This window comes from Clostridium caldaquaticum (assembly GCF_023806125.1).
Taxonomy (GTDB): Bacteria; Bacillota; Clostridia; order Clostridiales; family Clostridiaceae; genus Clostridium_AT; species Clostridium_AT caldaquaticum.
Map to the genome: position 1 here is coordinate 125,612 of NZ_JAMSKT010000005.1, position 24,174 is coordinate 149,785.

Consider the following 24,174-nt stretch of genomic DNA (forward strand, 5'->3'; position numbering starts at 1 on the left):
AAAATATAGTACACAAACAGCTTGTATACTATATTTTCACTTAATTTTTTATATTACTTTATATAATTTTATAACCTAGCTTCCCACAAATTACAGAATGGATCAACTGGACTTACACCTTTAAACTCTGATCTTCCAGTTATCTTGTTAAGTACAGCCTCTACAACAAATTCACTTGAAGAGTAAGCATTGATAAAGGTCTTAACCATGGGCACATCCAAAAGGTGATAAGGATTTGCAAAGGAAATAAATGCCGTAGGAAGTTCTTTAACAAACCAAGGAGCATTGGCAGCCATGGGCTGTACCCAGTTTATTCTTACAGTAGTCTGATTACTTGCAGTTTCTAAGTTAGCAATATATAATGCTAAATCATATTTCTCCTTTAACTCTTTAGTACTTCCTGCAAATACTTCTCTGAAATTTAAATTTTTGTCATCATAAAGATAAACTTCAAACCCCTCTTTTTCTAATGCAGTTTTTATGTTTTGAGTTACCGCAACACCTTCTTTAAAGCCGCCTTCACTATCTCCAAGCACATACAGTCTTATTCTTTTATATTTTTCTGGTGTAATTGGAAGAAGGTTCTGAGTATCCTTAACTAAAGTAACAGACTTATCTGCACACTCTCTTGCCCACGCCTTGTGCTCTTCACAATTTAACACAGCTAAAGCTTCTTCCCCTGGCACAATGTTTCCCTGTTCCTTCTTTCTATGAAGACCTAAAGAAGCTTTAAGAGCAAGTATACGGGTAACTGCCTCATCAACTCTTTCTAAAGTAAGTATTCCATTTTCTATACCCTTCATCATGAATTCAAAATCTTCTTCAGGGTTCTTGTTAAATAAAAACATATCGCAGCCTGATGCTATTGCCTTTGGTACTGCTATTTCCCTTTTTTCTGCAACGGTGAAACCAATCATTGGTGTTGCATCAGTTACAATTAATCCATTAAAACCAAGCTTTTCTCTTAACAGTCCATTTAATAGCTCTGGTGCTAAAGTAGCCGGCTTTATGTCTTCATCTTTTATACCTGGAGCAAGTTTTTTTGAATATTCAGGAAGCATAATATGTGCTGCCATAACTGTCTGAGCTCCGCTTTCTATTAATTCCTTGTAAACTTTCCCAAAAGTTTTGTCCCACTCTTCAACTGACAAAGTGTTAACAGAAGTCAAAAGATGCTGGTCTCTCTCATCTACACCATCACCTGGAAAATGTTTAATAGATACTGCTATACCATTTTCACTTATTCCTTTCATATATTCCTTAGCCATTCTTAAAACTCTTTCAGCATCGGAGCCATAGGTTCTAACATTAGTTATAGGATTTCTAAAGTTCATGTCAATATCTACAACAGGTGCAAAAGCCCAATTACATCCAACCGCACTGCCTTCTCTTCCTGCAACTACACCTAATTTATAAGCCATTTCCTCGTCATCTGTAGCAGCTACCTGCATCTGTTTTCCAAAGTAAGTACCATCAGCTGCAATTCCATTTCCACCAGCTTCAAGGTTTGCTGAAATAAGAAGAGGAATCCTGGAATTTTCCTGAATGAATCTGTGAATTTCCTGAATCTTCTTCCCTTCACCTGGTCTATACATAATTCCGCCTGGCTTAAAGTTTTCTAAGAAACCTTTCAACTCTTCTTTATTATCTGTTACACCTACAGGACAAAATAATTGACCTACCTTTTCTTTTATATCCATTGAGCTAAGAGTTTCCTCTACCCATTTAATATCTTCATCTTTTAAATAAAATGGTTTTGCTTTTAAGTTAATCATTTAATTTTCCTCCTGTTGAAGAAAGTTTCTTTAGTATTTCTCTTTATTTATCTGCTCCATAGCTTCCCAAGGCGCTATTTCTTCCAGAGGCAGAGCAAATCTCTTTTCAAGCCATGCTTCAGCCATAGAAACCCACTTTGAAGCATCTGGCAATACTTGTGTCTTTGCTTTAGCCGTGGCCTGAGTTGAAAGACTTAAACCATGAGCCCCTTCTTCAAAAACATGGACCTCAAAAGGAATTTTCTTGTCTGCAAGAGCATGAGCCATTCTTAAGGTATGCTGTACTGGAACTAAAGTATCCTCAGCTGTTGCCCACAAAAACATCGGTGGTGTATTTTCTGATACCTGTAGTGCAGGACTTATTTCTATAAGCTTTTCTTCATCCGGTTCTTCACATCCTACAAGGGCTACGTTAGCTGCAGCAAAAAGTCCTTTTTCCATAGGCCCCTTTGGAAAATCACGCATAAACACATAATCGCTCAAAGTGTAACTAAGAATTGCAGCTGCAGGCCTAAACAGTTCTGGCCTTTCATTAAAATATCCGCTTATTATAGGCTTATCCCAGTATACAGAATACATTGCACAATTATGAGCACCTGCTGAAAATCCACAAATTGCTATTTTATCAACATCAATAAGCCACTTATCTGCATTCTCTCTTAGAATAAGAATAGCTTTTCCTATTTCTCTCATAGGTGTCGGATGCACACATTTTTCATTTACCTTAAGTTCTGCTCCAAGCTCAGGAAAACCCATCTTTCCTTCAAAATACGTAGAATACCTAAGCACAAAGGCATGATATCCCATGGAAGCAAATCTTAAAGCTACTGCCTCCCCTTCTCTGTCAGAACAGCCTAAGTATGCTCCTCCAGGACAAATAATAATTGCAGGTCTTTTCTTCCCATTTAATAATTCTGGTGAATCAGAAATCACATAGGTTGTTAAAGTTACATCTTCACGGTCTTCATAAAATTTAATTACTTCTGAAATCATTGTTTTTCCTCCCTTATATTAAAATTAATGTATCATCTATTTCTTTAACTTTCTTAAACTGCGGTCTTTCCTTATATAAATCGTTTGGGTAATGAAGAACATACATAAGCTCATTTTCCTTATTTCTAAACAACATTCCATGACCACCGTTTTCTCCATAAAGTGGTGTCTCTACATGATGCCACTTCCCATCAATTTCTCCATTGTCTGAATAAGCTATTCCTACTGCATAGCCTTTTTCTCCCCAGCTTGACCAAAGCATTAAAAGTTTTCCTGATTCCGTTCTATATATACATGGTCCGTCTACTAAATATACATTACCATCTAAATTAAAAGCCTTTTTTGCAAAAGGTATAGGCACAGTCCACGGCGCTTTTGAAGCTTCAAAGAGAAGCTTAGGCTCACTAATTGCAGCACTTAAATCCTTCGAAAGCTCAATAACACACATATTTCCATTTGGAACATCCTGAAAAGAATGCCCGAAAATCATATAGGGGGTTCCTTTTTTATCAAAGTAAAGAGTTCCATCAAGACACTTCCATTCCTTTAAAGTAACAAGACCTTCGCTGTGCACTTTAAAAGGACCTGTTGGAAAATCTGACCTAAGTATTTGTATGCCCATTCTATCCTTTGAACCAAAGGTAGTTACTAAATAAAAGGCTCCTTCATAGTAATAACATTCTGGCGCCCAGTAATTTCTATCCGCCCAAAAGTCTTCATCTTTATGAAATATTTCTATTGGACCTTCCCAATTCTCCAAATCCTCACTTACATAGCAGTCAAAACCATCCGCAAGTCCCCAGGTTGTTGCACTTCTTGTGCCGTAAAGATAATATTTTCCTTCATGGACTAAGATATATGGATCTCTAATATTTATTTCGCTTGTTTTCATAGAAATTCCTCTCTAATCTATAATTATTTTTACTAATTTTTAACATAGCTCATCCCATATATTACTTGATAGTTGTATTTAACTGAATTTTTGCTGCCTTCAAGCCTTCAGAAAAAGCTTCTACAGTAATGATACCTTCTTTCTCTGAAGCCTGAACTATAGCTATGCAGTATCCATTAAAGGCATTTCTAAAGTTTCTCTTATCAGAATCATGATCCATAGGATTTCCATTTCCTGTACCAATAAGACTTCCATTTCCTGAAACCTTAAACTCTACTTTATTTTGTGCATCAGGTACAACAATTCCATGTTCATCAATAATAGCAGCCTTTACAACACTTATATCCTCACCGTCTGCATCTATCACAAAGCGATCAGGTAATAGCACTATACCAGCTGGTGACCCTGCTGTTTTTATTACATCTTCTGCAATAAAATTGCCATTATTATAAGCTTTTGCTGCAAGCTCTCCAGGTACATATTCCACATCAAAATCTACGTTATATCCCTCAACTCTTACTTTTCTTTCCAGTAACTTTCCATTTAAGAAAAGCTCTATCTCCTGGCAGTTTGTAATTGCTCTAACTGTTATTTTTTCCCCTTCTTTTCCTGGATGAGTCCAATGAGGAAGAAGGTGAACTACTGGTTTATGTTCAATCCACATAGCCTGATAAAGATAAAAATTATCTTTTGGAAGTCCGCAAAGATCAAAAATTCCGCTCTGACTCATTACAGCCGGCCAGAAGAAAGGGAATGGTTCGCCGCGATAATCAAAGCCAGTCCATACAAACATGCCTCCCATTCTAGGATGTTCAAGATAGAACTCCCATGCTTTTTCCGGAGGACAGGAACCGCCGGCTCCCCCTGCTGTTTCAACAGGAGTAATACTCATTTGAGTAATTTTTGCATTTATATTTGATATAGAACACTTTGAAGCATTGTCTTCATAACAGCCGCGAGTTGAAGCCTTCATAACATTTTCAGTACTTATAAACAGCTTTTCTGGGTTAGCTTTAAGAACAGGCAGCACATTTGACTGAGCTATTTCGCTTTCTATATAGTTTACCCCTACAACATCCAATACATCTTTGTGTTTATCTGAACTTGAACCGAATATATCAGCACTTGTAACAAGTCTTGAAGGATCAAGAGATTTAACTATATCTCTCATACGTTTATGCATACGTATAGATAAACTGCTTCCACCAATAAATTCTTCGTTACTTATGCTCCACATAAATACGCTTGGGTGATTTCTATCACGAAGTACCTGTGTTTTAAGTTCATTAATTCTTAACTCTGTTGCTTCTAAAAGCCTCCCCTCATTCATAACAAGCATTCCAAGTCTGTCGCAGGCATCAAGCAGCTCAGGAGCAGGCGGATTGTGAGCACAGCGATAAGCATTTGCTCCTGCTTCTTTAAGCTTTCGAATTTTGTATTCATGCAGTCCGTCAGGAAGAGCTACACCCACACCAGCAAAATCCTGATGAACTGACATTCCCTTTATAGGTGTATGCTTTCCATTTAAAAACAGACCTTCTGTTGTATATTCAATAGTTCTTATCCCAAATACAGTTTCATAATCATCCTTAACCTGATTTTCAGAAATTATTTGAGTTAAAGCTTTGTAAAGCTTTGGTGAATCTATATCCCAAAGCTTTGGACTACTCACAGTTATCTCCTGAATTATTTTGTTTTTCTGCATTCCTTCATTAAAGCTTTCTACAGTATCTTCTGCAACAATTTTTCCATCAGGACTTATTATTGAAGTCTTAAGAATATATTTCACTTCTTCAAAGTTTTCATTACTTACTACTGTTTCAATTTTAACTAGAGCCTTGTCCTTTTCTATTACTGGGGTCTGCACAAAGGTTCCCCATCTGTCAACATGAAGCTTATCAAGCTTTGTAAGCCAAACATTACGATAGATTCCACCTCCCTCATACCACCAGCCTTCATTACCGCTGGTTGTGTCAATTTTTACAAGAAGAACATTTTCTCCCTCATCTCCATATTTAAGCACATCAGTAACATCAAACTGAAAACTGTTATAACCGCTGAAATTTTCTCCAAGATAACAGCCATTGAGCCAGTAGTCAGATATTCTTCCAACGCCGTCAAACTCAATAAAAATCTTCTTACCTTCATCCTCCTTTGGTATAGTAAAAGTTTTTCTATAATATCCTATTGTCTGAGGTAAAAATCCATACATAGCATTTTTAAAATCCATTACATATTCCTGGTCAAGCACAGCGTCATGAGGAAGCTTAACCTTCTCCCATCCCTCTTTTCCACTCTCTGGAGACGGCATAGCAAACCAATCCTTATAATTGTGTTCTGACTCCTCCTTTGGTCTATGCATTACTTTTAAAAGATGTTCAATAGCTGAACCTTTAAGAAACAACTTTCCATTCTCATCTTTTGCACTATTTGTATATCCTCCGATAAGTGCAGACTTTTGATGATTTTTAGGAATTGGTCCTATTTCATTTCTTGTAAAATACCAATTATCATTAAATTTCTCTCTTGATCTTACTTTTTTATTCATAAATCTCACACTCCATTCAATTTAACTTTATTATATGTTTCTGCAAATTTATGTTCTACTATTATTGCGACTTTTGAATAACGTGAATACGACTTTTTGAGAATATTAAAACAAGGTAACAAGATGAAATTCTATCCTGTTACCTTGTTTATTATTTGCTATAAATTAATTTACCCTCTTCTGTAAGATAAGTGTCTAATTATTTTTGATTTTCAGCAGCCTGTATTTATGAAATACAGATTTTTTTTATCCAAGCAAAGAGCTCCTCTAAGTCATAGTCGCCGCCGTGTCCTTGTCCCCAAGGCATTTCCAAATTAACATCAAATCCATTATTTGCTAGTTTTGCAGCTAAAATAACCGGAATAGCAAGAGAGGTATCTCTGTCAATAGCTCCATGACGGATTCTCCAATAACGGGCAGTGCTAGTTCCTTCTCTTCCAATATAATTCATTGGATTTAAAAGTTTTACAATAGAAGCATCTGCTAAAGAACCCTGAGCTGTGCTATGTTCCTTTGCAAATTGTGTAAAATGCTGAGCCTTGATATCTTTCGTACCGAATAAATCATTCTCAGGAGTATCTAAATTTAAACCATCAAAAGCAGTTGCAGGCTTCATTCTCGTAGCATATTGTACATATTTATCAAAGTCAATATCCTTTACTATTCCATCCTTTATTGTTATCCAATCAAATTCATACAAATCCGCATCGCTATCTAGAGCTTTTTGAGCTGATGCAATAACAAAGGACTTTACATAATCCTTAAAGCTGCCGTTACCATTAGCATCTAATGTTAACTCTGTACCATCAGCCTTCTTAAGTCCAAGAGAGTTTAGATATGAAGGAAATAACCCCTTTAGCTTGTTCGATACTTTTATTTGTTCTTCTGTCATTGTATCTGAAACAAAAACACGTCTGATTTGCTCAGGCGGTGTTATACCTGGGATAAATTTTTCACCTGTTACAGTTTCTAATACTACTTTTGTATAATCATTTAAACCGTTATACATCCACTCATAAGCAATATCAGCATTATCTAAATTAGTTATGGGGCAATAGCAGGAGGCAGCAAAAATATCATCTCGCTCATAAGCAGCTCCAAGTTCTCTTAAATAAGGCTCATAATCCGCGTTATTACCTGTAACTCCAAGCAATGAGGAAAGCGCTCCTCCTGCACTGGTACCATTTGATATAATCTTCTCAGTGTCTCCAGGTATAGCCTTACGGTTATATCGAAGATAACGTACTGCAGCCTTTAAATCTACAATGCAAGCAGGTGCTTTACCAGTATATACTCCCTTTTCATCCTGTGTAACGCGACCTCTTACGCCAGGTGCTGCAACCACATAACCCTTTAGTAGTGCCGCAAAAGCAGCATTTACACCTCCATGCCAAGGGTGTTTACCAGGTTTTTCTGGAGCTCCAGGCATATAGCCTCCTACTGTGTTTGGCATAAAAATAGGAGCAGTGCTGGCAGTATAACTGCCAATAGTCTTTCCCTCATAGTAAGCCTCTGGAACGTAAATATTCATAATCTGATACTTAGTATCAACAGGATTCTCCACATACACATTATTTTCAAAGGCTCGATAAGTAATAGTCTGACTGTCTATTGTTAGAGTTTGCACAGTATAATTACTTGGATTAAATTCCAAACTGAATTTCATGTTTAATCTCCTTTCTTTATTAGTAAATTTATTTTTTCTAGTAAACCAACGTATTTATCCATAACTATTTGTTATTAAATAATTCTGAAACAAACCTGCTTAGGTCTACATCCATAAACTTGGACCTTTCAAATTTATCCTTTAGATGATATGGCACTGTACAGTCAAAAATAGTCTTACAGGATATCCCTTTATCTCTAATTGACGGACTATACTCCGGACTTTGTGAAGGATCTAAAGGATGACAGCGAACTCCTGGAATAAATACTGTATCAACATCTCCCTGATAACGTGTATTAAGTGCCCACAACACATCATCGCTATCAAATATATCCACGTCTTCATCCACTAGTATTACATGCTTCAGCTCTGGAAAAGCTGCAAATGCTAAAATAGCAGCCTGTCTTTGACGTCCTTCATCGCTTGGCTGACTCTTTTTAAACTGCAGTACAGCCATATATTTTCCCCCGCCAGATGAGTGAGCATAAACATTTAAAAGTCTTCCCGGCATAGCTTTTTCAACCATCTGAAGAATACTTGCTTCAGTTGGGATTCCAGCCATACTAACATGTTCCTCACTAGGACCTATTACTGTCTGCATTATTGGATTTCTGCGATGAGTTACAGCTTTTACTTTAATTACTGGTACCCTTTGATTAGCTTCACCTGTGTAGCCTGGAAACTCAGGCATGGCCTTCCCAGTATTTGTGTTCTTATCTTCTTTAACATATACTCCAGGAAGCAGTTCCCCTTCTATAACATACTCAGCATTGGCAATTGCTTTTTCGTTAATTGTAAGACATGGAGTAAGCTCAACAGGCTGCTTTCTAATTGCCCCTGCTATACTTAATTCGTTAAAACCAAGAGGTGTTGTTGGAGGTTCAAAACAAGATGCAATTTCAATAGCAGGGTCAACACCTATACTAATAGAAATCGGTAATGGCTTGCCTAACTTTTCTGCCTTTTCACGGAACACACCCAGATGCCTTGCACCTGGTGTAAAAAACATTGAAATCTCATCCTTGCCCTGAAGACAAAGACGATGAATTGTAACATCCGATTCTCCAGTTTCTATATCTGAAGCATAGCACATACCCATAGTTATGTAAGGACCTGCATCTTCCTCTGTATTAGTTGGAGCAGGAACTAACTTTCTTACATCAAAACCTGGTTCATCTGCATAGTGAACAACTTCCTGACATAAAGCTTTTTCCTTTGAAACTGTAACAGGCTGTATTGGATTTTTAACAGCCTCATTTAATAAAAATCCAAGGCGCTCTGGTTTTTCATCAAGAAGTAACCCTACTCTTTCACGGCTTGCTAATAGTCCAATAAGAACTCTTGCATCTTCATGACCCTTTACATTATTAAAAATCATAGCAGGTCCTTTACTTGTTGGTCTCATTACCGTTCCGCCTGCACCAATATGACGATATACTCCTGACAGTTCAGCCAGCGGTTCTACAGGCTCATCCGTTTCAATGAGCTGCCCTGGTATTGACTTTAAAAGCTCTATTGCAGAGCGTAAGTCTATTACTTTTATTTTTTTATTTTCCTTGTTCATTAATTGCCTCCTGTGTTATTGATAATAAACCTTTTATTAAATTATAGTTTAGTATTATCATCTGGAACAATTCATAATAAGAAAGGATATATTCCTAATTAGAATATATCCTCAGACTTTCACATTTTTAAAAATTGAAGATTTTTAACAGTCTGAAGCCCAATTTAACATAGGGCTTATTTAAATATATTCACAATTTATTGTGTTACAGATTGTTTTGTTTCTTTTATTCGTCTCTTCTTTACTACCTTTTTTGACTTTTGATATGTATCAAAACCAACTGCTGCTAATAGGACAAGACCTTTTGCCACATATTGAGGATAAGTTCCAAGCCCAACAATCTGCATACCATTTGATAATACTCCAAGTATTAATACACCGGTGATAACTCCCCATACCTTGCCGCTGCCGCCTTTAAAGCTTATTCCGCCGAGGACTGCTGCAGTCATACAGGTAAATTCTATTCCTACTCCTGTGGCTGATGTAGCTGAACCTGCTCTTGCCACCAAAACTATAGATGCAAGTGCCACAAATAATCCACACATTGCGAAAATAATAAGTTTCATCTGGTTTACATTAACTCCCGCCAGTCTTGCAGCCTCTTCATTTCCACCTAATGCATAAATATATCTTCCAAAGTAAGTCTTATTAAGTATAAAGCTGGCAATTAATGCACATATCATCATGATTATTACAGGAAACGGTATTGCTAGTATATATCCTTGTCCAATAAATTTAAAGGCTGGTGAAAGTCCAAATATAGGATTTGACTTCGAAATTATATAAGAAACTCCTTGAAATATTGTCATTGTTCCTAATGTTACAATTAATGTATGAACCTTCAGCTTAACAGATGCTATTCCGTTTATCAGTCCTAACAAAATACCTGTTAGTAAACCTATTATTATTGCAGCTGCCATAGGTAACTTAAACCAAATCATTGATATAGTAGTAATTACGCTTACAAGAGACATCTGATAACCTACTGATAAATCCATTCCTCCGCTTATCATTACAAAGGATAAACCTATTGCAGCGATAATAACATATGATTGTTGAATTAGTATATTAATTAAATTATTTACTGATAGAAAAATCGGAGATATAGCACCAAACAATAATATTAACCCAATTAATACAAGTATTATTGCATATTTTTTTAATAAAGATTTAATGTTCATTCTTCTTACCCTCTCTCCTTTAATTAGCGGATGCTAAGTCTAAAATGCGATCCTGGCTGAATTCAGATTTTTGAAGTTCTCCTGTTAGGCGACCTTCTGAAAGAACAATTATCCTGTCAGACATTCCTAAAAGTTCCTCCATATCAGAAGAAATCATTATTATTGCTTTGCCTTCATTAGCTAAATCACACATTAGGTTATAAATTTCCTGTTTCGCTCCCACATCTATACCTCTGGTAGGTTCATCAAATATTATTATTTTAGAGTTAGCTGCCAGAGTTTTTGCTAGTACAACCTTCTGTTGATTTCCCCCGCTTAAGTTCTTTACCATCTGCAATACTGATGGAGTTTTTATATTAAGTAAATTTTTATATTTTTCTGCATCTTCATCCTCTAGCTTTCTGTCAACAATGAGATTTTTTGAGATGTTCTTTATATTAGTAAAGGAAATATTCCACTTTATATTCATTTCTAAGAAACAACCTTGAGTCTTTCTATCCTCTGGAATAAGACCAATGCCATGATTTATAGCATCAGATGGGGATTTTATAATAACTGGTTTACCCTCTATTAATATTTCTCCTGATTCAAGCTTTTCTACTCCAAAAATTACTCTTGCCATTTCCGTTCTTCCTGCTCCAATAAGACCTGAAACCCCTAATATTTCTCCTTTTTTTACACTAAAGGATATATCTTCATTACCATTTCCTATTAGATTCCTTACCTCCAGAGCTATATCTTTTGGAATTATAGATTTTTTAGGATATGTTTGCTTGAGTTCTCTGCCTACCATTAAACTTATTAATTCATTTCTATTAGTCTTCTTAGTATCCTTGGTTGTTATATAACATCCATCTCTCATTACTGTTACTCTATCTGATATTTTAAATATTTCATCCATTCTATGAGAGATATAAATTATTGTAACTCCTTTTGCTTTAAGCTTTCTTACTATATTAAACATGCATTCAACTTCCGCTACAGTAAGAGGAGCACTTGGTTCATCCATAATCAGTATTCTGGCATTTTTAGATACAGCCTTTGTTATTTCAACAATCTGACGCTTAGCTGTAGTCATGCTTTCAACCTCTTGAGAAGGATCTAAATCTATATTAAATTGTTTAAAAAGTTCTTTGGCTTCTTCTTCCATTAAACTGTAGTTAACAAATCTTCCATTTCTCTTTCCTAAATAAATATTTTCAGCAGCAGATAAAGAATCCACCAGATTGAATTCCTGATATATTACTTCAATTCCGTTTTCCCTGGATAAATAAGGTGTCATTTTCGTAAAAACTTTATCTCCAAGCACTATTTCTCCTGCCTCAGGAGTAATAGCTCCTGAAATAATCTTTATTAATGTAGATTTTCCTGCTCCATTTTCTCCTAATAGAGCATGTACTTCTCCTTCATAAAAATCCAATGAAAAATCATTAAGTGCCACTACCCCAGGATACTCCTTTGTTATATTTCTTAGTGATAGAATAACATTATTACTGCTCAATTATTACTCACCTCGCCGTTAAGTATTATGGAGGGATTTATTCCCTCCATATTAAACAAATTCATCAATTTAACATATTTTAAAATTGACTGGCATTTTCTGGAGTTACTTTACTTAGCGGATCAGGATTCTTCACTTCGTACTTTTCTCCATTAATCATCTTGCTTGCAAGTTTATAGGTATCTCCTGCAAGATCATTTGAGCCAAATTTAATTATTCCACGTATAACACTTTTATCACTTGCAGAATCTATTAATGCCTGTTTAACCTCTGGGTTTAAATCTGAAGCGAAAACTCCAAAACTTGATTTGTCAGTAACCTTGGAACCAGCCATCATAGCATAGGCATTAACACCTATTGCACCGCTGGAATTATAAGTAAGTATAACCTTTACATTAGGATTTGTCTGGAATAGATTTTCTGCAGCAGCTTGAGCTTCAGCTGTATTCTTTATTCCGCCAACAACTTTAACAACTTTAGCAGCTGGAGAGAACTTTGTAATTTCAGCCATACCTTCACATCTTTGAGTTGCTTCCGGAGTATCACGTGATTCAAAAATAGCCACTTCTATACTGCCAGGAGCTGCGTTTGGAAATTTCTTTTGAATAAAATCTGCAGCCATCTCAGCAATCATTTTCCCATCATCATATTGATTTATAAACATTAAAGCATCATAAATACCTGGATCCGCTCCTGCAACTAATACCTTAGTTCCTGCAGCCTGAGCTCTCTTTATTGCATCGGAAACACTAGTTGGGTCTACTGGCATAAGTATTATGAGGTCCGCTTTCATGGTAGCAAAGTTCTCTATTTGGCTAACTTGTGTGTTTGCATCTCCTGCAGCATTAGCAATTTGAACCTCTACACCATCTTTAGCAAATAACTCCTTAACACTATTAGAAAGACTCGCCAGAAATGCTTCTGAAGTATCAGGCATACAATACCCAACTATCCTTTTCTTTGATGTTGTGTTTGCAGATGTCTTTGTGTCATTTGATGTAGTTGCAGCAGGATTACTGCACCCTACAGCTGAAAACAACATTATTCCAGCTAAAATAGTGGCTAGTTTTTTAAACTTTAACATTTTTCATCCCCCTATTTTTATATTAAACGATTTCTCGTTTGTATGGCATTAGTATATCATTCGGCATTTTTATGAACAATGAGGTGAGATTTAGATTTGGAGGGTGATATTTATATATTGTAACCATTTTATACGTATAAGTTTTATTCTATTAGTTTTCTCAATTCTTCATGAGCTGATGCTCCATTGGTAAACTCATGTATAACACTTCCGCTGCTCAGTACCAATATTCTATCGCTCATACTTAATATTTCAGAAGCATCCGTTGATACAATGATAATACCTACTCCTTTTTTTCTCATATTGTCAATTACAGAATATATTTCTTTTCTTGTAACAACATCTGTATCTCTGGATGGTTTAATCATTATTAGTATCTCCGGCTTCATTAACAGCCATCTATACATAATAATTCTCTGTAAATCATATTTGCTTAAATCTTTCATTTTAACCTTCGAAGAACTAATCTTCATATTTAAAAGATTACCAAATTCCTTAAGGACAAATTTTGCAAGTTTAGAATTAATAATAGAAAATTTACTGATTTTCTTAAACTTCATAAATATTATATTTTCCGAAATACTCATATTATAAAAAACACTGCCTATTAATCCATTCTCTGGGATTAATCCTATTCCGCACTTTAATGCCTCTCTATAATTATTAAAATTGATTTCTTTGCCTTTAAATTTAATACTTCCGAAAAATCTTCGCTGAGTACTAAATAAAGCCTCTATTAACTCATTACCGTTTGTACCCTCTAAATCTAAAAAACCTAATACCTCCCCTTTATTGAGATGAAAGTTAATATCCTCTAAACCATCATCAGTAAAGAGACTCCTGACAGTTAGAATTTCTTCACAGCTATTAATTTTGGTCTTTTGAAAAGTATCAAAAAAAGCATATCCTACCAGATAGGCACTAATTTTTTTCTTTGAATATTCTCCTTGATACAAAGTTTTAACTATAGTTCCCTCCCTGAACAACATCATTCTATGACAAATCTCCATCATATTCTCAAACTGGCTGCAGGCAAAAATTATAGATATGCCTTTTTCACTTAAATTAAGCAGTACTTTTTTTAATGTATCAACTTCCTGCTTAGTGTAGGAACCAATAATACCATCAATTACAATTATCTTTGCATTTATTGAAAGTGCCTTTGCTATTAACACCAGATGTTCTTCTGCTTTAGTTAAGTTTTCCGCAAGAGTTTCTGGGTTAAGACTGCATCCTATACGTTTTAACATTTCAACTGTTTGAAGATTTAATGCCTTCTCATTGATTTTAATTTTTCTAAGACTGTTTCTTTTAATTACAAACATATTTTCAGATATAGTTAAATTAGGTATTAGTTGAGTTTTTTCAAATATACAAAAAATTTCTCTTTTGTTTAAACTGCTAATAGAATCCAAAGGTATTTCTTTATTTTCAATATATAACATACCTCTATCTGCTGGATATATTCCTGCCAATACCTTAACTACAGCTGACCTCCCAGAATCATTTAATCCAACTAATGCTAAAATTTCACCTTTAAATAAATTAATAGTAGTATCATATACTTTTTCTTTTCCAAAATTTACCCTTAAATTATCTATCCTCAGAATTTCAGCCTTCATATTTTTACCTCATTAATTGCTCTTTAGCATCACTTCTAATAATTGGCAATACAACTTCCACATCTGTTCCAAGCCCCAATGTACTGCTTACCCTTACTCCATATTTTTCTCCATAACTAAGTTTTATTCTTTGATTTACATTAATCAACGCTATACCAGTCTTTTTACGTAAATTCACTTCAGAAGAAGATATTAAAACATTATTCAACTTATAATTTATGTTGTCTACCTTTTCTTTGTCCATGCCAACACCATCGTCAGATATTATTATTACAAGACGTTCCTCAGTACAATAACCTCTTATTGTAATGTTTCCCATACCTATTTTAGGCTCTAACCCATGATATATAGCATTTTCAATTATAGGCTGAAGTATAAGCTTGGGCATTTTATAACTAAATATTTCTTCGTCAGAATCATCTATTTTCTTTTGTATTTTAAATCTATTATTAAATCTATACTGCTGTATAAAAAAATAGTTATCTATATTATTTAGTTCCTGTTCTAGAGAAACGATAGCACCCTTTAAGCTTACAGTATATCTGAAAAAATTTGCTAAAGCCTCGGTCATATCTGCAATTTCATCTACTCCTTCAACAAGTGCCTGACCACGAATTGATTCTAATGTATTATATAAAAAATGAGGATTGATCTGACTTTGCAAGGCATCGATTTCTGCCTGTTTTATTGCTATATTTGCTCTATACTCTCTATCTATAGATTCTTTTATAGTATTGATCATTTTATTCAGATTTTGAGACAGTGAAAATATATCGCTTTTTTTATCAATATCATCTTGAAAATCTATACTGCCGCTTTGGAGCATTTTTAAAGCCTTTTCTAACTTTAATATAGGAATGTAAATTTTCTTCATTAATAAAATAATTATCCATATTATAACTGTAATTACAGTTATGCTAATAAATATCTTCATATAATAGGTCATTATTAATTCCTCCACTGCTAGGAATAAATTTTCCTAAATTCCATAGGCTTTATTCCAACAACTTTAGCAAAAAGCTTGCTAAAATGCTTAGCGTCCTTATAACCTACCATATATGCTACCTGTGATATATTATATTTGTCTTCTTTGAGTAGTTCCTTGGCAATTTCTAGTCTATAATTTATTAAAAAATCCATAAAATTAATTCCAACTTCTTTTTTAAATATCACACTGAAATACACAGGATTTAAGTGAACGATATTTGCAATATCCTCAAGGCTTATAGATTTCATATAATTTTCTGCTACATACTGCTTTGCAATCCTTATGGGTTTATTTTCCTGCATCTTTTTTGAAGTAATAAAAACATCTAAATACTCACTTATAAATTCAACCATATATTTCTGTACCTCTATAGGTCTTTTACATTCATCTATCTTTTTTAATATGTTATCCTTTGTAAATTCTTCGTTCTCCATATTTAACGTTTTCATACAAACAATAAATATATCTACAATTTTGCTGCAAGCCTTAAACAATATAAAAGGGTCTAACTGTAGCTTTTCGCTTATTTTACTGAATAAATTATTCATCCATTGTTTCAGTGATACCTTATCAAAAACTTCAATATAGTGTATAAGCTCCTTTTCTTTTTCCTGTGTAATAATTTTCTCAATATTTATACTTGTAAAATTATATTTAGATAAGTTTATAATCTTATCTACTCCCAATACCACTCTGCAATTAATAGAATTCAGTGCAGAACTTATTGACTTTTCAATACTAATGATATTATTTTCTACAGTACCTATACCCATGGTTAAATAAAAATTTTCACTAATTTCAAGATAATCCTTAAGCTGCTCAAAAACTTTCTTAAAACTTATTTCTATTTTGGGGAAATCCTCCAGGCTGTAATTTAATAAACAAATCACCCTATTATCAATCCTTGAAGCCTCTATATCTCTACAGTTATTTTTAAAGCTCTTTTTAGTTAGCCCTGACAATTTATTAATCATTAGTTCCTCATAACTATCATTTATGTTTTCTCCGTTTTTCTTATCCAGCTTCAGTGCTATAATCTGAAAATATCCATCAGCAAAGTTAAAATGGTATTCTTTGTTAATCTGCCCCAAGGACATTACTGAAAACTTATCTTGATTATTTAATAGATTCACAATAAACTGTTTACGCAGCTTATCAATACTATTAGCCAATTGAATTTTAAGTTTCATTTCATCCTCAGCTTTTTCAGCATCCTCTATATAACGATTTCTTAGCTTAACAACTATACTGTGCAATTCTTCTCTATTAATGGGTTTTAAAAGATAATCCTCAACTCCATACTTTACAGCACTTTGGGCATATTCAAATTGTTTATGTCCGCTGATTATAACAAAGCTTGTTTTTAAACCTGCTTCTCTTACCCTCTTTATTAACTCTAAACCATCCAATCCTGGCATTCTTATATCTGTTATTACAATTTCCGGCTTTTCATTTATTATTAAATCCAGTGCCTGAAGGCCATTGTCAACTTCCCCTATAAGCTTAATTCCGAGTTTTTCCCAATCAAGTAGCTTTTTTATAAGCTTACAAACTTTTATTTCATCATCTGCAATAACTGCCTTCATTTTATTCCACCTCTTTCTAATACAATCAGCTTATTATTTCATTTTAATTCACGCTCTTAATCTAATACAATTCAAAAAAAGAAAGAATATATTCCTGATTGGAAAATATTCTTTCTCATAAATCTGTAACTATCTGCTTTGCTTAAACCATTCTTCAGTATATAAACTAAATTTTTTCACTGCTTCTGATGACTTTTTATGAGGCGACCTAACTAAAGCCAAAGTAGTAACAAATCTTTCACTAAGCTCAACAATTGCTATATCCTTATTATTAAAAAATTCTACTACTCTTTTCATCAGCAAAGATATACCTACTCCCTCAGAAACAAGACCAATAATGGTTTCTATCCTGCTGTTCTTATGTAAAACATGAGGTTCAAATCCAGAATTTTTGCAGGCTTCCATACAAAGATCATAAATCCCTCTTCCTGAATCTAGAAAAATAAAATTTTCCTCAGATGCCTGAGATAAATTCAAACAAGAACTTTCAGCAAAGGAATGACCTTTAGAAACAATCATAACAAGCTCGTCCTCAATAAGAGGACTGATTTTATAATTATTATCAGGTAGTGAAATCGTACGAATAAAGGCTGCGTCTATTTGTGATGTATCAAGCAAAGATAATATTTCCGGACTTCTGCCTTCTATAATATGTATATCAATATCTTTATTTTGCTTAATAAAGCTTGCTAATAAAGAAGTTATACCATACTGGCTCATCACTGGAATTGTTCCTATTTTAATAGAATTTTTATTTTTATCTCTATATTCATTCATTTTTGTCTGCATTTGACTATAAGTATCTACAATCTGCCTGGCATAATTAAAAAACTCCATACCTGCTTCAGTAAGCTTTACATTTCGTGTACTCCTATCTAAAAGCTTTACTTTAAGTTCATCTTCCAGACTCTTTATATTTTTTGACAGGGAAGATTGTGAAATACAAAGTTCTTCTGCCGCTGTAGTGAAATGTTTATACTTTACAACACCTAAAAAATACTTTAATTGCTGAATTTCCATAGCCACCTCTATTTATTCCTTAATAGAATATATTATATCAAACAATGAATTGATATAACAGGTAAAATCATTGTAAGATTAAATATATTAATTTTTATATAAAAGGACAAATTTATGCTAGAGATTACACGAACAAAAGAAAGAATTAATTTAAAGCTTGATGTTATTTATTTAGGAGAAGACCTGTGTATTATTTTAACAGGAGGGGACAAACCTCACTTAGGAGCTGTTACTGTAGGTTCTAATCAAGTAAAAGAGCATACATTCTGTTTTCCACATCACAAGGAAGATTATATTACAAAGCTTGTTTACTCACTTATAACAGAATCCTTTGATAAAAATGTAATAGTATGCTGTGGAATCCACTTTGATAATATTTCAAAAGAAGAAATAACTGAAGTTATCTCTCTATGCAAAGAAATGATTCTAGAGCTTAAACATGTAAACAACATATAAATTATAGTGAGGAGAATTCAAAATGGAAATAGTAGTTGGTATGACAGGAGCAACAGGTGCTATTTACTCAGTAAGGCTGCTTGAAACTCTAAAAAAATTTACTGATATAAATGTACATCTTATAATAAGTCAGTGGGCTCAAAATACACTTGTTGCTGAAACTAATTATAACTTAGATTATGTAAAATCCTTGGCACATGAAGTATATGATAATTCCAATATGGGAGCTAAAATATCAAGTGGTTCCTTTTTAACAAATGCCATGATTATTCTGCCTTGCAGCATGAAAACATTAAGCTCCATTGCAAATGGCTACTGCGACAGCCTTATAGCCAGAGCCGCAGATATAACCATTAAAGAAGGAAGAAAACTTATATTATCACCAAGGGAAACTCCTTTAAATTCTATACATCTTGAAAATATGCTTAAACTTTCAAGACTTGGTGTTAGAATAGTTCCTCCAATGCCCGCTTTCTATACTAAACCTGACACTATAGATGATATTGTAAATCATCAAGTCATGAAGCTACTGGATCAATTGAACTTAAATGTTGATAATGCAAAAAGATGGAATGGGTTTTATTTTTAGGGACGGTTATCAATTTTTATGGGTTTTAGGGACGGTTATCAATTTTTAGGGACGATTAACAATTTAATTTGTTGTTAACCGTCCCTATTTGCCTTGCCTTATGCATGTTGAATTCTTAGACGCTTTAACAAAGAAGCGGCATGAATAAATTAATAGTTGTAATTTGGTATCTATATTTTAAAAATTTTTTTATTTTCTATTGAACTTTTTTTTGATTTCTGCGTTAAATAGATGAAAACAGCAAAAGGGGTAACATTTATGACTTTGGAAAATCATAATGAAGAAAATTTAATAAAAAGAGCCAAAGAAGGTGACAAATATGCCTTTAATATATTGATAAGCAATAATTTTTCAATATTAAAAGGATATGTATTAAAACTCACCTGTAATAAGGAATTAACGGAAGATATTGTTCAAGAAACCCTATTGTCTGCTGTTATTCATATAGATTCCTTTACTCCTAAAACAAAGTTTTCAACATGGCTTATTAAAATAGCAACTAATAAATATAGAGATTATTTAAGAAAAGTAAATGAAACAGATGTATTATTAGATGTTATTCCATCTTCCTATGATATAGAAGATGAGGTAATTATGAAGGAAGAGCTCAAGGAAGTTCTAAAGATTTTGAAAGCTATGCCGGAAGATAAACGTACAATTTTTATACTAAAGCATTACTATGGTTACAGCTATGAAGAAATAAGCTCCATAGTAAATTGTCCAATAGGTACAGTACGTTCAAGGCTGCATTATGGAATAAAAGAGATTATTTCAAAATTTAATGGAGGTAGATAACATGAAATCCTTTGATGATCTGGATAAAAAAATAGATAAATATTACGAAGGTTCATTAGATGGAGCTACCTCTGATGAATTAGAGATAAAATCTGCTTTAGATAAGATGAACCTTATTGAAGCTATAGAAGAAAATATTCCTATTAATATTGACATAAGTAATATAGTAGAGGCAGGCGAAAAGATTAGATTTAATAATAAACTTAGAAAGTCCACATTTAAATTTTTGATTTTAGCGATTTTAATATCTGCATTAATTGGTTATGTGTATATTAAAGTTTCAATATATGTAATTGTAGCGATACAGTTTTTAGTTTTAATAACACTACTTATATTAAATTATGTTCTCTTAAAGAAAAAGGTAAGGAGTGAGGTTAAATGATAAAATATAAAACATTAATTGTGGCCATCGCTCTTATACTAGTAATTATTCAAGGAACTTTAATTTTTAGAGATGCTATGAAAAAAAATATCCCTTATCCTTGGCTTTGGGGAATAATAGGGTTAATGAATATTCCAAGCTCAACCATAATTTATTTAGTATTTAAAACATTATATTTTAAAAAGAAAAAAAGGAGTTAATATTATGAATATCGATTATAAATTATTAATACCTATAGTGGTTCTACAAGCTATTTTCTCAATTTACTGCATTATAATAATTGCTAAAAACCCTGTAAAACTCATGCCTAAATGGCTGTGGGGTATATTATGTTTAAACACCCTTGGGTGTGTTGCCTTTTTGATATTAGGAAAGGATGAAGCGTGATGAATGTTAATCTAAAGGATGAAGAGCTTACTTTAGAGCTTATAAGCTTAAATAAGAGTTATGGAAATTCTAAAGTGCTTAATGATATAAACTTAAAGATACCTCAAGGAGTTATCTATGGATTTATTGGTGAAAATGGAGCTGGTAAAACCACCACAATGAATATAATATGTGGCTTAAAAAAGCCTTCATCAGGTAAAGTTATATTTTGTGGTAAAGAACTTAATTATGATGAGGAGAGAAAAGCTATCGGTTATCTTCCTCAACAACCTAAATTTTATAATTATATGAAGGTTAAAGAATATGTTGATTTTATAATTTCACTTTCTTCAACTAAAGGAATAATCTTTTCTAGGGATGAATTACTTTCTATAGTTGGACTAAAAGATGCTTCCAATAAAACTATAAGGACTTTATCAGGAGGTATGCTTCAAAGACTGGGCATCGCTGTTGCCATATGTAATAATCCTAAGCTTGTTATATTGGACGAGCCAACTTCTGCATTAGATCCAGAGGGTAGAAGAGAAGTTATGAATATAATCAAAAACCTAAAAGAAAAGGGAATGACAGTATTTTTCTCAACCCATCTTTTAAGCGATGTTGAAAATATATGTGATTATATAACTATAATTCATAAGGGAGAGATACTCACTTCAACTACAATAGGTAAACTTAAAGATGAATATTCTACTTACTATTATGAAGTTAAGTTTGGTGGAGATGTAAAAATCAATAACTATCCAAGCTTTATAAAAAAAGTTAACCAAAATGGAGAGATAGCTTTAATATTTACTGATGCTACCTTAAAGGACGAAAGAGATTTATTTACCTACTTATTATCATTAAATACTCCTATAAAGTCTTTTGAGAAAAAAGAAATATCTTTAGAAGATATCTTTTTTACCATTATTAAAGGAGGTGCTTCAAATGACCTTTAAAGCCTATATGAAAAAGGAATTCACAGAAGCAAGTAGAGAACATAAGTTAATAGTACTATTTATGGGGTTCTTTTTCTTTGCCTTAGCAACACCTCCTATGTTAAAACTCACTCCAAAACTTTTAGAAAAGCAGTATGGAACAGATATGTCTAGTATTTTTAAAACCTCTGCCACTCATTCAGTAGCAAACTATCTAGGGAGCAATGTTCCTCAAATATGTATATTGGTTTTATGTCTTACCCTTGGTGGAATCTTGAGTAATGAGATATCAAAGGGGAGTATAATATTACCTATCACAAAAGGAGCCAATAAAGCTGCTATAGTTCTAGCAAAATTCTGTTTTTATGGTATTACAATGTTCTTCATAAGTGCATTATCTGTAATTACCAATATATATTATTCCTTTATTGTATTTGAACAGGATTTTCCAGAAGTGAAAGCTGTCTTGATGTGTTTTGTGAATGTTTATATTTATCTGCTTTTTATGATATCTATAATATTTCTATTTAGCAGTTTATTAAAAAAATCTATGGAAGCAGCCTTGATATCAATGGGGTTAAATATAGCATTAACACTGCTTAGTACCTTTAAATATTCTTTCAATCCATTTACTCTAATATCAGAAGCTTCAAAGCTCTCAACAGAGGTTTCTACTAAACCATTGGTAATAACAGTTGCATTCACAGTAATATCAGTTGTTTCTGCAATAGTAATATTTATGAAAAAGGAAATAGAAGCTTAAAATGGGTTATACCAACAGGTATCTATTCCAAAGTTTATTCAACCTTGTATATCAGAGGTTAAACTGTCACCCACGACAAGTGTTTTACTTTTATCAGTGTGCTTTAAATTATTTAAAGCTATTTCAAAAATTCTAGGATCTAGTTTTAATACTTCAACCTCTTCAGATACTACAATATCTTCAAAGTACTTTGCTCTTTAAGATTTTCTTATTCTGTTGTCTTGAACAACTGTAAGTCCATTAGTTATTATAAGGACGGTTAACATTTTAATTTGTTGTTAACCGTCCCTATTTTCAGTTTGTTGTTAACCGTCCCTATTTCCTATTTTGTTCTATATTATGGTATAATTTTTATAATTAAAATTCTTTTGAAGTAGGTGAAATAATGATTACAGAAATTGAACAAAGATTATATAATACATTAGACTTATTAGAAATCGAGTATATTAGATACGAGCACAAAGCTGTGTACACTATAGAAGAAGCTAATCAATTGGATATAAACATTCCTGGGCAGCAATGCAAAAATTTGTTTCTCCGAAATAGAAAAGGGGATACCCATTATTTAGTTATATTACATGAAGAAAAGCAGGCAGATTTAAAACTTTTATCTCACCAAATAGGGAGCACAAGTCTTTCCTTTGCTTCAGAAGAAAGATTATTCAAGTATCTTGGACTTAAGCCTGGTTCAGTTACTCCTTTTGGATTAATAAATGATTCTAACAAAGAAGTAATAGTTCTAATAGATAAGGAGTTAGTAGGAGCTGAAAAATTAAACTTTCATCCAAATGTGAACACAGCAACCATAAGTGTCTCTTACAAGGATTTTGAAAAATTCATAGAGTGGAATGGAAACAAAATTAATTATGTAAATATATAGGAAAGATTGTATACAACGCAAATACCAACACTAAGGAGGACAAAAATGCAGTTTCGTAAAACCGTTGAAGAAGATATTATCAGTATAATGAAGATTATAAATGCAGCACAAACTTACTTTAAAGAACAAGGAATTGATCAGTGGCAAAATGGCTATCCAAACTACAATTCTATAGAAAATGATATTAATAATGGCTATAGTTATGTACTTGATGAGAATGATAAAATAATTGGTACTGCTGCAGTTTCCTTTGATGGAGAAAAGACCTATGAAAACATCTACAATGGTGCATGGATAACCAATGAAGAATATGCAGTTGTACATAGAATAGCTGTCGATTCTAATTATAAAGGTCAGGGGATAGCCTCTATAATCATTAAAAACATAGAAGATCTTTGCATAAATAAAGGAGTACATAGCATTAAAATAGATACCCATAAAGAAAATCTATCAATGCAAAAACTACTACAGAAAAATGGTTTTAAGTATTGTGGAATAATTTATCTAGAGGATGGAAATGAAAGAATAGCCTTTGAAAAGACTTTTTAGTTATAGGTTAGGTTATAGGGTTATAGGGACGGTTAA

At 33.2% G+C, this 24,174-nt stretch carries 22 protein-coding genes and 1 pseudogene; 9 read left to right on the plus strand and 14 right to left on the minus strand.

Going from position 1 to position 24,174, the window contains the following annotated elements:
* Window positions 1-68: 68 nt before the first annotated feature.
* From M2651_RS04605 to M2651_RS04665, 13 genes are all read right to left on the minus strand, one after another.
* On the minus strand, window positions 69-1,775 hold the full coding sequence (locus M2651_RS04605) for a glycoside hydrolase family 3 protein (protein WP_252131166.1): 1,707 nt from the start codon (window positions 1,773-1,775) through the stop codon (window positions 69-71).
* 30 nt (window positions 1,776-1,805) lie between these two features.
* A complete protein-coding gene (locus M2651_RS04610; RefSeq protein ID WP_252131167.1) occupies window positions 1,806-2,768 on the minus strand; it encodes an alpha/beta hydrolase in 963 nt (320 codons plus the stop codon).
* Between the two features lie 13 nt (window positions 2,769-2,781).
* Window positions 2,782-3,660: a glycoside hydrolase family 43 protein gene (locus M2651_RS04615; protein WP_252131168.1), complete on the minus strand. Its 879-nt coding sequence runs from the start codon at window positions 3,658-3,660 to the stop codon at window positions 2,782-2,784.
* A 61-nt stretch (window positions 3,661-3,721) separates the two neighbouring features.
* The gene (locus tag M2651_RS04620) at window positions 3,722-6,208 is read right to left on the minus strand and encodes a glycoside hydrolase family 2 TIM barrel-domain containing protein (protein ID WP_252131169.1); all 2,487 of its coding nucleotides are present in this window, start codon (window positions 6,206-6,208) and stop codon (window positions 3,722-3,724) included.
* A 226-nt stretch (window positions 6,209-6,434) separates the two neighbouring features.
* Window positions 6,435-7,874 (minus strand): subtype B tannase, encoded by a 1,440-nt coding sequence (locus M2651_RS04625; protein ID WP_252131170.1) that lies wholly within the window; start codon window positions 7,872-7,874, stop codon window positions 6,435-6,437.
* 64 nt (window positions 7,875-7,938) lie between these two features.
* Entirely contained in the window at window positions 7,939-9,438 is a 1,500-nt protein-coding gene (locus M2651_RS04630) for a UbiD family decarboxylase (protein ID WP_252131171.1), read from the minus strand.
* 197 nt (window positions 9,439-9,635) lie between these two features.
* On the minus strand, window positions 9,636-10,619 hold the full coding sequence (locus M2651_RS04635) for an ABC transporter permease (RefSeq protein WP_252131172.1): 984 nt from the start codon (window positions 10,617-10,619) through the stop codon (window positions 9,636-9,638).
* Window positions 10,620-10,638: 19 nt separating this feature from the next.
* Window positions 10,639-12,120, minus strand: a complete 1,482-nt coding sequence (locus tag M2651_RS04640; RefSeq protein ID WP_252131173.1) for a sugar ABC transporter ATP-binding protein — start codon at window positions 12,118-12,120, stop codon at window positions 10,639-10,641.
* Between the two features lie 79 nt (window positions 12,121-12,199).
* Window positions 12,200-13,204, minus strand: a complete 1,005-nt coding sequence (locus tag M2651_RS04645) for a sugar ABC transporter substrate-binding protein (protein ID WP_252131174.1) — start codon at window positions 13,202-13,204, stop codon at window positions 12,200-12,202.
* 143 nt (window positions 13,205-13,347) lie between these two features.
* Window positions 13,348-14,826 carry an ATP-binding cassette domain-containing protein gene (locus M2651_RS04650; RefSeq protein ID WP_252131175.1) on the minus strand — a complete coding sequence of 493 codons (1,479 nt, stop codon included), beginning with the start codon at window positions 14,824-14,826 and terminating at the stop codon, window positions 13,348-13,350.
* 4 nt (window positions 14,827-14,830) lie between these two features.
* The gene (locus M2651_RS04655; protein ID WP_252131176.1) at window positions 14,831-15,772 is read right to left on the minus strand and encodes a sensor histidine kinase; all 942 of its coding nucleotides are present in this window, start codon (window positions 15,770-15,772) and stop codon (window positions 14,831-14,833) included.
* 17 nt (window positions 15,773-15,789) lie between these two features.
* Complete coding sequence (locus tag M2651_RS04660; protein WP_252131177.1) at window positions 15,790-17,400, minus strand: response regulator transcription factor; 1,611 nt, start codon at window positions 17,398-17,400, stop codon at window positions 15,790-15,792.
* Window positions 17,401-17,529: 129 nt separating this feature from the next.
* Window positions 17,530-18,420, minus strand: a complete 891-nt coding sequence (locus tag M2651_RS04665) for a LysR family transcriptional regulator (protein ID WP_252131178.1) — start codon at window positions 18,418-18,420, stop codon at window positions 17,530-17,532.
* A 114-nt stretch (window positions 18,421-18,534) separates the two neighbouring features.
* Here M2651_RS04665 and lpdD point away from each other — a divergent pair, with 114 nt between their 5' ends.
* The 7 genes from lpdD (at window position 18,535) to M2651_RS04700 (ending at window position 22,709) form a co-directional block, all read left to right on the plus strand.
* Window positions 18,535-18,876: a prenylated flavin chaperone LpdD gene (gene lpdD, locus M2651_RS04670; protein WP_252131179.1), complete on the plus strand. Its 342-nt coding sequence runs from the start codon at window positions 18,535-18,537 to the stop codon at window positions 18,874-18,876.
* Window positions 18,877-18,898: 22 nt separating this feature from the next.
* On the plus strand, window positions 18,899-19,465 hold the full coding sequence (locus M2651_RS04675; protein ID WP_252131180.1) for a UbiX family flavin prenyltransferase: 567 nt from the start codon (window positions 18,899-18,901) through the stop codon (window positions 19,463-19,465).
* Between the two features lie 258 nt (window positions 19,466-19,723).
* Window positions 19,724-20,260, plus strand: coding sequence for an RNA polymerase sigma factor SigY (gene sigY, locus M2651_RS04680; RefSeq protein ID WP_252131181.1), 537 nt, complete (start codon window positions 19,724-19,726; stop codon window positions 20,258-20,260).
* Between the two features lies 1 nt (window position 20,261).
* A complete protein-coding gene (locus M2651_RS04685) occupies window positions 20,262-20,642 on the plus strand; it encodes a hypothetical protein (protein ID WP_252131182.1) in 381 nt (126 codons plus the stop codon).
* A complete protein-coding gene (locus tag M2651_RS04690) occupies window positions 20,639-20,842 on the plus strand; it encodes a hypothetical protein (RefSeq protein ID WP_252131183.1) in 204 nt (67 codons plus the stop codon). The genes M2651_RS04685 and M2651_RS04690 overlap by 4 nt, the downstream gene beginning before the upstream one ends.
* Window positions 20,843-21,028: 186 nt before the next feature.
* Window positions 21,029-21,967, plus strand: a complete 939-nt coding sequence (locus M2651_RS04695) for an ABC transporter ATP-binding protein (RefSeq protein WP_252131184.1) — start codon at window positions 21,029-21,031, stop codon at window positions 21,965-21,967.
* Window positions 21,957-22,709 carry an ABC transporter permease gene (locus tag M2651_RS04700; RefSeq protein WP_252131185.1) on the plus strand — a complete coding sequence of 251 codons (753 nt, stop codon included), beginning with the start codon at window positions 21,957-21,959 and terminating at the stop codon, window positions 22,707-22,709. Before M2651_RS04695 ends, M2651_RS04700 begins: the two co-directional genes overlap by 11 nt.
* A gap of 41 nt (window positions 22,710-22,750) precedes the next feature.
* Here M2651_RS04700 and M2651_RS04705 read toward each other — a convergent pair.
* A pseudogene (locus M2651_RS04705) lies at window positions 22,751-22,960 on the minus strand (HAD-IA family hydrolase); the annotation flags it as partial.
* 137 nt (window positions 22,961-23,097) lie between these two features.
* On the opposite strand from M2651_RS04705, the gene M2651_RS04710 reads away from it, so the two are divergent.
* Both M2651_RS04710 and M2651_RS04715 read left to right on the plus strand, forming a co-directional pair.
* Window positions 23,098-23,589 (plus strand): prolyl-tRNA synthetase associated domain-containing protein, encoded by a 492-nt coding sequence (locus M2651_RS04710; protein ID WP_252131207.1) that lies wholly within the window; start codon window positions 23,098-23,100, stop codon window positions 23,587-23,589.
* Between the two features lie 45 nt (window positions 23,590-23,634).
* Complete coding sequence (locus M2651_RS04715; RefSeq protein ID WP_252131186.1) at window positions 23,635-24,138, plus strand: GNAT family N-acetyltransferase; 504 nt, start codon at window positions 23,635-23,637, stop codon at window positions 24,136-24,138.
* Window positions 24,139-24,174 lie beyond the last annotated feature (36 nt).